Consider the following 13,222-nt stretch of genomic DNA (forward strand, 5'->3'; position numbering starts at 1 on the left):
ACATCTACCACCGGCTCACTCGGAGATGCCGGGACCACCACCTGGGACCTCCGGCCCTGGGGAATACCCCGGGGGGGTATACCGTTGGGGATCGTGACGGGCGCGTCGGCGCCCGCACGGAGGGAGCACGACGTGCACGGCTACAGCGGCGACAAGGACGAGTACCTGAAGCGCCTCAAGCGCATCGAGGGCCAGGTGCGGGGCATCGCCCGCATGGTCGACGAGGACGTCTACTGCATCGACGTCCTCACCCAGGTCGCCGCCGTGACCAAGGCGCTGCAGGCCGTGAGCATCGGCCTCGTCGAGGACCACCTGGGCCACTGCGTCGTGGACGCCGCCCGGCAGTCCCCCGAGGCCGGCGCCGAGAAGGTCCGCGAGGCCTCCGAGGCCATCGCCCGGCTCGTCCGCTCCTGACCCCCACCGAACCCGAGAGGACCACCCCCATGAGCCAGACCACCACCTTCGCCGTCGACGGCATGACCTGCGGCAACTGCGTGCGCCACGTCACCGAGGAGCTCACCGCGCTGCCCGGCGTCACCGACGTGCAGGTCCAGCTGGTCGCCGGGGGCTCGTCCCCGGTCACCGTGACGTCCGACGCCCCGCTCGCCGACGACGCGATCGCCGCCGCCGTCGACGAGGCCGGGTACGCCGTCACCCCGAGGGGGTCGCTGCTGTGACCACCGACGAGACCACCCCCGCACGCCCGCTGCCCGTCGCCACGGTCGACCTGGCCGTCGAGGGCATGACCTGCGCGTCCTGCGTGGCGCGCGTCGAGAAGCGGCTGAACCGCGTGCCCGGCGCCCGGGCCACGGTGAACCTCGCGCTGGAGACCGCGCACGTCGAGGTGTCCGCCGCCGACGACGGCAGCACCCCCGGCACGGACGCGCTGGTCGAGGCCGTGCGCGCCGCCGGGTACGACGCCCGGGTGACCGGCCGCCGGGACGTCCCCGGAGCGACCGCGGCGCCGGCCGAGCACGCCGCGCACACGGAGCACACGGGGCAGCCCACGGGCACCGCGCACGGGCACGGCCACGACATGGCCGGGCACGACATGGCCGGCATGGACCCGCGCGAGCACGCGCTGTCCGGCCACAGCATGGCCCCGGGCCACGACATGGACCCCGACGAGGACACCTCCGCCCCGACCGACGCGCGCGGCACCGACCTGCGCCGCCGGCTGCGGGTCGCGACGGTGCTGACCGTCCCGGTGCTCCTGCTGTCGATGGTCCCCGCGTGGCAGTTCCGCGGCTGGCAGTGGCTGGTCGCGCTGCTCGCGCTGCCGGTGGCGACCTGGGCGGCGTACCCGTTCCACCGCGCGGCCGTGCGGGCCGCGCGGCACGGGGCGTCGACGATGGACACGCTCGTGTCGATCGGCATCGTCGCGGCGACCGGCTGGTCGCTGTGGGCGCTGCTGCTCGGCGGGGCGGGCGAGCTCGGCATGACCATGGAGCCCACGCTCTGGCCCGCGGCCGACATGGGCGGCCACATGCCCGAGCTGTACTTCGAGGTCGCCGCGGTCGTCACGACGTTCCTGCTGGCCGGCCGCTACGCCGAGCACCGGTCCCGCCGCCGCGCCGGGGACGCCCTCCGGGCGCTGCTGGACCTCGGCGCGAAGGACGTCGCCCTGCTCGTCACGGGCGCGGACGGCCGGCGCACCGAGCAGCGCGTGCCCGTCGACCGCCTGCGCGCGGGTGACGAGTTCGCGGTGCGCCCGGGCGAGAAGGTCGCCACGGACGGCGTCGTCGTCTCCGGCACCAGCGCCGTCGACACCAGCCTGCTGACCGGCGAGCCGGTGCCCGTCGACGTCGGCCCCGGCGACGAGGTGACCGGCGCGACGATCAACACCGGCGGCCACCTCGTGGTCCGCGCGACGAGGGTCGGTGACGAGACGCGCCTCGCGCAGATCGGCCGCCTGGTCGCCGCCGCGCAGACCGGCAAGGCGCCCGTGCAGCGGCTGGCCGACCGGATCTCCGCGGTGTTCGTCCCCGTGGTGCTCGTGCTCGCGCTGGCGACGCTCGGGGCGTGGCTGCTGTCCGGCTCCTCGGCGCAGGCGGCGTTCACCGCCGCCGTCGCGGTGCTGATCATCGCGTGCCCGTGCGCCCTCGGCCTCGCGACGCCCACGGCGCTGCTCGTCGGCACCGGCCGCGGCGCGCAGCTCGGCGTGCTCATCAAGGGCCCGGAGACGCTCGAGCAGACCCGGACCGTCGACACCGTCGTGCTCGACAAGACGGGGACCGTCACCGAGGGCCGCATGGCGCTCGTCGACGTGCTCGTCCCGGAGGGCGCGGACGCCGACGAGGTGCTCCGGTACGCCGGGGCGGTCGAGGCGCTCGCCGAGCACCCGATCGCGCGGGCCGTCGCGGAGGCCGCGGCCGCCGTGTCCCCCGTGACCGCGGGCGTCGGTGGCGACGGCGTGGGCATCGGCTCGGACCAGGTGCACGACTTCCGTGCGACCGCGGGCCTCGGGGTCAGCGGCGTCGTCCGGGCGGCGCACTCCGGCGTCGCGCTGTCCCGCCGGGTGCTCGTCGGACGCCCCGCCTGGCTGGCCCAGGAGGGCGTGCCCGCCGACGACGACCTCGCCGCGCGGTTCGCGGCCGCGGAGGCCGACGGCGCCACCGCCGTGCAGGTCGCGTGGGACGGCGCCGCGCGCGGCGTGCTGGTGCTGCGCGACCCCGTGAAGGCGACGTCCCGGCAGGCGGTCGACGAGCTGCGCGCGCTCGGTCTGCGCCCGGTGCTGCTCACCGGGGACAACGCCGGTGCGGCCCGCGCTGTCGCCCGCGAGGTCGGCATCCCGGAGGCGGACGTCATCGCCGAGGTGCTGCCGGCCGACAAGGTCGACGTCGTCCGCCGGCTCCAGTCCGAGGGCCGCCGGGCCGCGATGGTCGGCGACGGCGTGAACGACGCCGCGGCGCTCGCCACCGCGGACCTCGGCCTCGCGATGGGCACCGGCACGGACGTGGCCATCGAGGCCGCCGACGTGACGCTCGTCCGCGGGGACCTCCGGTCGGCCGCCCAGGCGGTGCGCCTGTCCCGGTCGACGCTGCGGGTGATCAAGCAGAACCTGTTCTGGGCCTTCGCGTACAACGTCGCGGCGATCCCGCTCGCGGCGCTCGGCCTGCTCAACCCGATGATCGCGGGCGCGGCGATGGCGTTCTCGTCGGTGCTGGTCGTGGCGAACTCGCTGCGGCTGCGCCGGTTCTCCTGAACGGTCCCGCCGCGGGGCGGCGGTCAGCCGCTACGGTGCACCTGACCGCCGCCGGTCCGCCCGGCGCCCAGTGAAGGAGATCTGCGTGACCGCGCGCCGCCCCGTCCTCGAGATCGCCGTGCAGGACCTGGCGGGCTACCGCATCGCGGCCGACGCCGGGGCCGCGCGCACCGAGGTCTGCGCGGCCCTCGCCGCGACGGGTGGCATCACCCCGAGCGCGGGGCTGCTGGCGACGCTGGTCGCCGAGCGGGACGCGCGCGCCGCCGCCGGCGGGACGCCCCCCGGCATCCACGTGCTCGTCCGGCCGCGCCCCGGGTCGTTCGTCTACGACGCCGACGAGCTCGACGTCCAGGTCCGCGACGTCCGCGCGTGCGTCGAGGCCGGCGTCGACGGCGTCGTCGTCGGGGTGCTCACGGAGTCGGGCGCGGTCGACACGGCCGCCCTGGGCGTGCTTGTCGCGGCCGCCGACGGCCGCGAGGTGACCTTCCACCGGGCCGTCGACGCGGTCGAGGACCCGTTCGCCGTGCTCGACGACCTGGCCGCGGCGGGCGTCACGCGCGTCCTGACCTCCGGCGGCGCCTCCCGGAGCATCGACGGGGTGCGACGGCTCGCCGCGATGGTGGAGCACACCGCCGGGGCCGTGCAGATCCAGGCCGGCGGCGGCGTGCGCCCGGTCGACATCGGGGCGCTGGTCGCCGCGGGGGTCGACGCGGTGCACCTCTCGGCGAGCCGGGCCGTCGCCGGTGACGGCGGCCCCGGGGGCGGCGGGGCGTCGGGGCACACCGTGACGGACCCGGACGTGGTCGCCGCGGCGGTGGCGGCGCTCGCGCGGGGCTGACGAAGAGCTGCGCTCGCGTGCGAGCACTTCGACAACATGTACCCAAAGATGTCGACGAGCGACGCGTTTCCGCACTCACCGTCGGCGCTCGTCCTCGCCCGGGGGTGGTGTGGATGTGTCGCCGCCACCGAGTGACCGTGCCGCCTGGTGAGCGGTAGACCTCAGGGGGCATCGCCGTTCGCACGTGCTTCCTATCTACGTGACCGATTTCGTCCGCGGAGGACGACGCCACCACCCGCAATCAAAATGAGGCACAAGTAGATCATCACACGCCCGAACCAGAGCCAGAAGGCGTCCGCTTCTCCTTCCGGATTCAGACCCAAGAGCACGATGATCTCCAGTCCAGGCCCGGGGCCGTCAACGTTCGTTCCCTTCGCTCCCGATATTGTGAGCAGGGTTGCACCGATCGCTATTGATAGATAGGCAACTGCGGTGACTACCTGCTTGTTACGTCGCGAGAGGCGCTCATACGATCGGCGATCGTCAGTCACTATGTCCCCATTCTCACGTCGACCATCTGCTCCCAAATCAACGCCCACGGAGCCAGCGCGGCCCCGATGAGAGCCGAGATCAGAGCTCGCGGGATCGAACCATGCGACGACAATGATGCGCCCCCGTGGCTGAGGCCCATCCATGCGCACAGTCCAGCGGCGATCAAGCGTGTGTAGCATGCCGACCGACCTAGAGCCGGCGTCGCCGCAGCGGCAACCACGGGCGCCATTAGCGCGAGAAGCATCTTTGCATATCTGGAGGAAATCCTCGCGATGAAGACTCATCACGCAGTGCTTGATGAGTCGTCGTGGCGCGCAGCCCCCCGTACTAGAGCGATACGACGCGAGTGCTCTTCGCGACTCTACCGCGGTTCGCTCGCGAGTCGGATCACGCGACTCGAAAGCCAATCCACCTCGACAAGATCGACGGAGCGACCGTACACCGTCGCATATCCCGCCCGCGCCTCCTGCTTCAGCCTCACCTCATACCCTGCCGAATAGCCACCCATTGCTGTCCCCGAGATCAGAGCCGGGACGATCACCAGGAGCGACAAGGGCGAATCCACGAAGGACTCGTCGAATATGAGGCCGCAGATCACCCCGATCAGCAGGAACGCAAGAAAGCTGGCAGCCCAGATGAACCCGGGTCTCGAATAGCATGCGGCACTGACACCCTTGAGTTGTTCAAATTCGATGCCCGCGTGCCATGTGCTCATAATGTGAACCTCAGTCGATCGAAAACCCAGTCCGAGCGTTCCGAGCTGGTCGCGGATGACGGCCATGGTGTCGTCGCCGGAGCGTCCGGCGACCGCGGTCAGACCGTCGAAGGCCCAGGTCTCCGCGACGGTGCCCGTCGCGGTCTGGGTCGCGGTACCGACGGCTCGTCCCAGGCCGTCGCGGGTATACGTCGTGGCGGCGTCGTCCGTGGCGTACGAGCTGATCCGGCCCGCCGCGTCGTACTTCGCACTCGAACGTACGTCCGCAGACAGGGCCGGGTCGCCGGTCCCCGACGCGGACGAGCGCGCGCCGTTCCCGTCCACGGCGTACTGGGCGTGCGCGATGGCACCACCCCGGTCGACGTCCGCGGCGAGGAGTCGGTGCGCCTGTAGGTGCGGTCGCACGATTCCAGGGTGTGCTCACCTTATCGCCACAGCATCTCGCCGGTCGGCCAGACACTCGGAGGCATCTCGGTATACCAAACGAGTTCAATCTCAATTACGACTTTTCGGCTGTCAATCCAGAAAATCAACTCACCTTGCGGATTACCGCGATCATCTCGACCGAAGAGCAACTGTCCGGACAAGGGGATCGGGGTGAGGCGATCGCTGTCTTGAGGTCGATTCACCTCCGCGAATGTAGTGATTTCGTCCGAAAGAACAACTCCGCTAACTCGTGGATCCATAGCGGTATCGCCGAGGATTCTGCGCGCGCATACGACTAGATCGGCAGCATTATCGGCGCGTAGCCTCTCCGGCATGTGCTCCATCAGTTTCTCACATACATAGTTCCGTTTCGGGGTTCCGAGCGCTTCGCACCGGAAAGTCGTCCTCGTGGCCAACGTCGCCGACTCGTGTCTGCCGCGGTACGCACGACCGTCATGACGCCCACTGCGCCTCCAACTCTCGAGCGCATTGCGCGCACATCAACAATTTGTGCCCAGAGACGTCGACCAGCCTAACGTTGAGCTCAGTCGCCATTGAATAACCGTGGCATCGGGTGGACGATATAGCTCGCTGCAGTGCGCCACTCATCTACTCGTCCATAAACCAGGGTTCGGAGACGAGCGCCTCACAACAGACGCCACACATCACATAATGAACGCCTTCCACCGCGAAAACGGCAAACTTGCCGCCGCGCCTCACTAAATGGAAACTATCGCGAGCGTCCTCCACGTGGATCGTAGGCTCCCCCTTCGACGCGGCCGAGGACGTGAAGACGGCCGCGAATTCTCGATTGAATGCGAGCGTAAGGACGCCGGATGCGCGCGCAAGTTTGCGATCGAAGTTGCCGCCGAAATATGCCGAGACTGCCGCTAAAATGAGCGCGCGCGAGACAGCAGGTATCGGATGCCTGCCTTTTACTACTGAGCACACGAACGCCCCGGGGAACAGCATGTCAGCGATATCTTTGACACTGTGCCGCGAGTTGATCATGTGTCGCTTCACTTGTGCTTGATCACGCGGCATACATGAGCTCCTCCCTCTGGCCGCGGTCTCGATTTTATCATATTCCCGGCGCTATGGCATTCCGCCGAGCCAGTCGAGAACCCCGGCGTCATACGCTAGCTGTCCGCCCGGAAGCACCTTGATTGTTGCTCTCTTGAGATTGTCAGCCGTGCCGCACGCTTCCGTGCACGTCCCGGCGCCGAACGCTTGCACGAGTTGATTGACTCCACGCGTCGTCTTCGACCCGCCGCTGACGACCTTGTACATGGACACCATCAACACGGGGATGCCTATGGGAATGCCGGCGACCGTCGCAGTCGCGACACTTCCGGCCAAAACACCCGCGACGCCGCTGGCAAACGATGTGGCTCCCCACGCGATATTGATGATTCCTGCGCTAGCGGTCCCCCAGTCGAACCCCCATTCGCGCGTCGCGAGCGTGATGGCCGAGTTCCAGATGGAGTCAGCGACGCGATCGAGCCGGATATGCATGTTGCCGAGGGTGCGTTCCGCATGTGTCAGCGCTTCGCGCGCGTTCGGTTTGTGCACGAGTCCGACCGGGCTCGCTTGTGCAGCCACCGTTCTCTTGGCGCGAAGCGGGCTCGCGCTCTGCGCTCGGGTTTCCTTGGGTGAGTATCCGGGGCGCCAACCCGGCGCGTATCCAGCGCTTGCTGGTTTGGCCTGAGCGTTCTTCGCGGCTGCGTACGACCTGGGCGAGCCCCACATGCCGTCGATCAGCATGCCCGCGAACCCCAGGACGTCGATCTGGGACGTGGGGTTGCCGGTGAGGAAGGCGAAGCCGTTGAGGGTGGCCGGTGCCTCGAGCAGTCCCCGCCACGCGTCCATTGAGGCCCAGCTACCGGTCACAGGGTCGTACAGGCGCTGGTGGTAGTTGACGGTGCCGGTGGCCAGGTCCGTGTCCTGGCCGGAGTACCCGACCTCCGAGCCCCACCCCGATGTGTCCGGTTCGCTGCCGCCGAGGTCGCTGTACTCCATCGCCTGCGTGATCGAGGTCGTGCCGGTGGCGCCGGATGCCTGCGCGATGACCGAGCCGAGTGCGTCGACCAGGCCCCACCGGGTGGGACCGTCGAGCGTGCCGGCGAGGCGTTCATCCGTTCCCAGCGCGAGCGTTCCGAGCTGGTCGCGGATGACGGCCATGGTGTCGTCGCCGGAGCGTCCGGCGACCCCGGTCAGACCGTCGAAGGTCCAGGTCTCCGCGACGGTGCCCGTCGCGGTCTGGGTCGCGGTACCGACGGCTCGTCCGAGGCCGTCGCGGGTGTACGTCGTGGCGGCGTCGTCCGTGGCGTACGAGCTGATCCGGCCCGCCGCGTCGTACGTCGCCCTCGACCGCAGGTCCGCTGACAGGGCCGGGTCCCCCGTGGCTGACGCGGACAGGCGCGCGCCGTTGCGGTCGACCGCGTACTGGACGTGCGCGGTGGCTCCACCACGCACGACGTCCGCGGCGACCAGCCGGTGCGCCTGGTCGTACGTCGCCGACCACTGCGTGGACTCGCCGGCGACCGTGGTCGACCACGACGTCCGGTTGGCTGTCGCGTCGTACCCGTAGTGGGCCTCGTCCCCGTCACTCGATGCGGAGGCGGTCAGTCGGGAAAGGGCGTCGTAGGTGTACTGCGTGCTGTGGGTCGCCGCCGGTCCGGGCAGGGCGCTGGTCCCCACGGGGTCGGTCGCGCCTGCCACGTGGCCGGTGGTGCGGGTGCGGCTGGTGACGTTGGACGCGTCGTCGTACGTGTAGTCGAGGCGGATGCCCTCGCCGTCGGTGGCCACCGGGTCCGGCACGGGCAGCACGCGGTTCTTCGCGTAGTCCGCCGCCGCCTGGCAGCGCACGCCCGCACCGGCCTCGGGCACCGTGCGGCTCGCGAGGTAGGCGTCCGCCGACGTGCACTCCGCCCCGCCGCGCCGCACCGGTGTGACCGCCACCGCCGGTTCGGTCGGCACCGCGGCGTCCGCGTCCGGGTCCCGCGGCGTCAGATGCGCGAGCGTGGTGATCCGCCCCGCGGGGTCGTAGGCGAAGGTCGACTCCACGCCCTGCGCGCCATCGGCCTCGGTGCGGGCCGTCGCGGTGAGTCGACCGCTCGCGTCCCAGGTGTGGTCGAGGTCGCCCCAGGGGGTGTGCTGGGCGACCAGCTGACCCGCGAGGTCGTACGTGGAGGCAACCGTGTCGCCCGACGGGAGCGTCAGCCCGGTGACCTGACCGGCCGCGTCGTACGCGTACTCGAGGGTCTGCCCGTTGCCGTCCGTCTGCTTCGAGAGGCGACCCGCTGCGTCGTACGCCCAGGCCGTCGCGCCGGTGGCGTCGGTCATGGCGATGGGCAGGCCCTCCGCGTCGTACTCCAGGTCGACCGTGGTGCCGTCGGCGTACCGGGTGGTCGCCAGGTCGCCGCGGGCGTCATAGGTGTAGCGCGTGACATGGCCGTTGGCGTCCTGGGCGCGCTCGACCCGGCCGGCGGCGTCGTAGGCGGTCGTCCACACCGAGCCGACCTGGTTCGTCTCCGACACGACGCGACCCGCCGCGTCGTACGCGAACGACGTGACACCACCGCGGGCCTCGGTGATGCCGGTGAGGTTGCCGTCGCCGTCGTAGGCGTACCCGGTGGTCGCCTCGACCTCGGTTCCCGCGCCCTCCTGCACCGACACCAGCTGCCCCGCGGGGTCGTAGGCGTACCGGGTGGGCGTGCCGTTCGGGTCGGCGTAGCTGGTCTGCCGGCCGGCTGCGTCGTAGGTGTAGGCCACGGCGGCACCGGTGGGGTCTGTGCGAGACACCAGGCGCCCCGCCAGGTCGTAGGCGTAGACCGTCGCCGCGCCGAGCGCGTCCGTCTCGGACACAACCCGTCCCGCGAGGTCGTAGGCCGTCGACGTGACGTGGCCCAGCGGGTCGGTCTGCGTGACGACGCGTCCCATCGCGTCGTGCTCGAGGCCGGTCACCGCGCCGAGCGGGTCGGTCACCGATGCGAGGTTGCCCGCGAGGTCGTACTCGTACGCGGTGCGGTTCCCGAGGGGGTCGACCTGGCTGACGAGCCGCCCGGAGGCGTCGTGCTCTGCTGCCCACGTCTGTCCGCGCCGGTCCACGACCGACGTCAGGTCCCCGGCGTCGTCGTACGCGTACGTGGTGATCTCCCCGGCGGGGTCGGTCACGGCGACGAGCTGGTCCATGACGTCGTACGCGTACGTCGTCCTCGCGCCGGTGGGGTCGACCTCGGCGACCAGCCGGCCGACCGCGTCGTAGGCGTAGGCGGTGGTCGCACCGGTGGGGTCGGTCACCGACTCCAGGCGGCCGGCGTCGTCGTAGGTCGACGTCGTGGTGCCGCCCTCGGGGGTGGTCTCGGTCAGCACGTTCCCCGTGGCGTCATAGGTGATCACCCATGCACCGCCGTTCGGGTCCAGCACGGTCACGGGACGGTCGGCACCGTCGAGCTCGTACGTGACGACCCCGCCCAGAGGGTCGGTCTGGGACACCAGGGCGTCCTCGGTGTTGTACGTGTACGTCGTCACGCCACCCTCGGGGTCGGTGACCGAGGTGAGGCGGAACATGTCGTCCCACCCGTAGGCGGTGACCGCTCCGGTGGGGTCGGTGACCGTCAGCGGGTGGTCGTTGGCGTCGTAGGTGATCGACACGACGCCACCGTCGGGGTCGGCCTGCGTGACCAGACGGTCGCCGGCGTCCCAGGCGTACGTCGTGGTCGCACCGACCGGGTCCGTCACCGCGATCAGGCGGTTCGCCGCGTCGTAGGCGTACCTGGTGACGCCGCCGGTCGGATCGGTCGCCGAGACGACGTTGCCCCGGCCGTCGTAGACGTAGGTGCTGGTGCCCCCCTCGGGGTCGGTCTGCGACAGCACGTCCCCGGCCGCGTCGTACGTCGCGGTGGAGCGCGTGCCGTCCGCGAAGACCACCGCGTCCACCAGACCGGCCGGGGACAGGGCCCACGTCGTGGTCCGGTCGCCGCCGTCAGGTCCGCCCGGGTCGGTGACCGAGGTGACCTCGCCGCCCACGTCGTAGGTGTACGACCTGGCGGTCCCGTCCGGACCGGTCTCCGTGGCGATGTTGCCGGCGGCGTCGTAGGTGTAGGTCGTACGGCGGCCCTCGGCGTCGACGTAGCTGGTCTGCCGGTCCGCGCCGTCGTACGTGAACCGCTCCACCTGCCTTGCCGTGTCCTGCGTCTTCACGACCCGGTACTTCGCGTCGAACCAGTACGTCGCGGGACGGCCTTCGTTGTCGGTGTAGACGACGTGGCGCAGACCGTCGGCGTCCGGGGTGTCCGCGTAGCTCCAGGTGCGCCGGTTGTCCTGGGCGTCGTACTGCTCGACGACCCGACCGGCGCCGTCGTAGACGTTGCGCAGGTACCGCACCCCCGCGCGGTCGGTGGCGGTGAGCATCTGGTGGGCCGCGTCGTAGGTGAAGGTGCGGGTTCGCCCGTCGGGGTCGGTGATGACGGTCAGGTCGCCGGCGCCGTCATACCCGAGACGCCAGGTGCGTCCGTCGGGCAGCGTGAACCCGGTGACCCGCCCGGCGCCGTCGTTCGTGACGGCGATCGTCTGACCCGCGGCGTCGGTGATCGCCGTCAGCGGGACGAAGGCGTCGTCGCCGTCCGGGACGCCGTAGGTCAGCGTCGTCGTGTTCCCCGTGCGGTCCGTGATCGAGACCAGCTCGCCGATGCCCTCGAGGTCGCTGGTGTCGTAGACGCGGCGGGTGCCGTCCGCGTCGGTCTGCTCCAGGCGCCCGCCTGCGGCCTCCCGCAGCGTCGACGTGTTGCCGGGGTCGGCGGTGAACCCACCGGCGCCGTCCGGTTCGTACACGAACGAGGCCCCGTCGCCGCGCACGACCATGACGGAGCCGTCCGAGAACCGCTGCGCCCGCCCTCCGAGGTCGAACGACCAGCCCGCGCCGACCCGCGTGGGTCGCCCGTCCTGGGAGTTGTAGAACAGGGTCAGCTCGGTGTCGCCGGCGCCCCGGCCGGGCAGCGTGAACAGCGGCTCGTCCTCGAACAGGTTGCCCGTCGAGAAGGACACCGGGTCGGCCCCGTAGACCAGGTAGTTCATGTGGCCCAGCAGCCGCCACCGCGCCAGCTCCGCCGCGCTGGGCCGGTCGGGCCAGCCGCCCCCGAAGTAGTCGGTGCAGTTGAAGCCCTGGCCCTCGAGGTGCTTGCCGAGGCCGGTGAAGACGCCGTTCACGATGTGGCCGAAGCCGTTCTCGATCACCGGCCAGTCGTAGTTGTGGTTCAGGAACAGCGCCTCCAGGTGCACCTTCGCACCCGGCAGGCCCGCGTACTCGGGGTAGGGCAGAAGGGGGTGCACGTTGATCGGCAGCGACGGGCGGCCGGTGTAGCCCGGCAGCTCGTCGTTCAACCGCAGGGCCGCGTCGATCGACAGCGGGTCCTCACGGAAGTACACCCGCGACCCGCCGCCGCTCTCGCTGCCGCTGGGGTCGTCGTCGAAGGAGTTGAACCCGATCGTCAGCAGCAGGTGCGGGTTCGCAGCGGCCGCGATCCCCGCGCGCAGGTCCCGCGACACCGTCGGCGAGCTGCCGTCGCGGGTCAGCACCACGTCCGCGTGGCACGCCTGCGAGAACAGGCTCTGCAACCCGGTCGCGAGCTGCATGTTGTACGGCAGCTCGGTCACGTGCGCGCCGTTCGGTGCGGTCGTGTCCGCGGCGTCGTTGTCCGGGTCCAGCACGATCCGCGGGCGCGGGTCCGGGTCGTTGGGGGTGCCGACGACCACGAACTGCGAGAGGTGGTCGAGCTCACCGACGACCTGCGACGCCTCGGCGTCGAGGTAGGACGGCACCTGCGTCCAGGCGGAGTCGCCGGACTCACGGGTGAACAACCGCACGCTCCCCCGGTCGACCCCGGCCGCCGACACGCGCTCGGGGTCCACGGCGACCTCGAGCCGCAGACCGGGGACCACGTCGGTGTCGATCGACGGGTCCTCGGGAGTCTCGGGGGCGACGGTCGCGAACCGTGCCGGGAAGGACGTCACCGTCGAGCCGTCCGGCCCGGAGGCGACCACCTCGAACGGGTCCACCAGGAGCACCGCGTCCGCGGGCAGGCCCGGGTCGATGCTCGAGCGGGAGCGGGCCGAGGTGGTCCCGGGCAGGTCGTCGACCCGTACGGCCAGGTCGGTGGCCACGTCGTGACCCGAGAACTGCGCCCGCACGCCCAGATCCGCCGCGACCACGGTGCCGCCCGACCCGGCGGCCACGGTGCCGTCCGGGGCCTGAGCGGGCTGCGTGAGAGTCCGGGTCAGGTCGGCGAGCACGTCGCCGACCTCGGCGCCGGTGAGCGGGTCGGGCGCGGCTTCCTCCACCGGATCCGCTGGATTGGTCGGCCCGCCCTGCTCCGGGCTCGGGGCCGCCTCGGTCGCCTGCAGGGCCCACTCCCGGGCCAGTGCGACGACCTCCTCGCTCGTCAGGAGGCCCGCCGGCTCGCTCGCCGCGACCGGCCCCGCCATCGTCACGAGCAGCGTCCCCGCGACCGCACTCCCGACGCCGACCCGCAGCACGCGGCACCCC

General features: G+C 71.1%; 7 protein-coding genes. 4 read left to right on the forward strand and 3 right to left on the reverse strand.

Going from position 1 to position 13,222, the window contains the following annotated elements:
- The first annotated feature begins 132 nt into the window (after window positions 1–132).
- The 4 genes from QNH85_RS14920 to QNH85_RS14935 all read left to right on the forward strand — a co-directional run bounded on the left by QNH85_RS14920 (window position 133) and on the right by QNH85_RS14935 (window position 4,043).
- A complete protein-coding gene (locus QNH85_RS14920; protein WP_213282374.1) occupies window positions 133–414 on the forward strand; it encodes a metal-sensitive transcriptional regulator in 282 nt (93 codons plus the stop codon).
- Window positions 415–443: 29 nt separating this feature from the next.
- Window positions 444–677, forward strand: coding sequence for a heavy-metal-associated domain-containing protein (locus QNH85_RS14925; protein ID WP_213282375.1), 234 nt, complete (start codon window positions 444–446; stop codon window positions 675–677).
- Complete coding sequence (locus tag QNH85_RS14930; protein ID WP_282947680.1) at window positions 674–3,205, forward strand: heavy metal translocating P-type ATPase; 2,532 nt, start codon at window positions 674–676, stop codon at window positions 3,203–3,205. Before QNH85_RS14925 ends, QNH85_RS14930 begins: the two co-directional genes overlap by 4 nt.
- An 85-nt stretch (window positions 3,206–3,290) precedes the next feature.
- Window positions 3,291–4,043, forward strand: a complete 753-nt coding sequence (locus tag QNH85_RS14935) for a copper homeostasis protein CutC (RefSeq protein WP_282947681.1) — start codon at window positions 3,291–3,293, stop codon at window positions 4,041–4,043.
- Between the two features lie 853 nt (window positions 4,044–4,896).
- Here QNH85_RS14935 and QNH85_RS14940 read toward each other — a convergent pair.
- The 3 genes from QNH85_RS14940 to QNH85_RS14950 all read right to left on the reverse strand — a co-directional run bounded on the left by QNH85_RS14940 (window position 4,897) and on the right by QNH85_RS14950 (window position 13,212).
- Window positions 4,897–5,655: a hypothetical protein gene (locus QNH85_RS14940; RefSeq protein ID WP_282947683.1), complete on the reverse strand. Its 759-nt coding sequence runs from the start codon at window positions 5,653–5,655 to the stop codon at window positions 4,897–4,899.
- Between the two features lie 630 nt (window positions 5,656–6,285).
- Window positions 6,286–6,687 carry a hypothetical protein gene (locus tag QNH85_RS14945; RefSeq protein WP_282947685.1) on the reverse strand — a complete coding sequence of 134 codons (402 nt, stop codon included), beginning with the start codon at window positions 6,685–6,687 and terminating at the stop codon, window positions 6,286–6,288.
- 84 nt (window positions 6,688–6,771) lie between these two features.
- Window positions 6,772–13,212, reverse strand: coding sequence for a DUF6531 domain-containing protein (locus QNH85_RS14950; RefSeq protein WP_282947687.1), 6,441 nt, complete (start codon window positions 13,210–13,212; stop codon window positions 6,772–6,774).
- Window positions 13,213–13,222 lie beyond the last annotated feature (10 nt).

The organism is Cellulomonas endometrii (assembly GCF_949769265.1).
GTDB classification, from domain to species: domain Bacteria; phylum Actinomycetota; class Actinomycetes; order Actinomycetales; family Cellulomonadaceae; genus Cellulomonas; species Cellulomonas endometrii.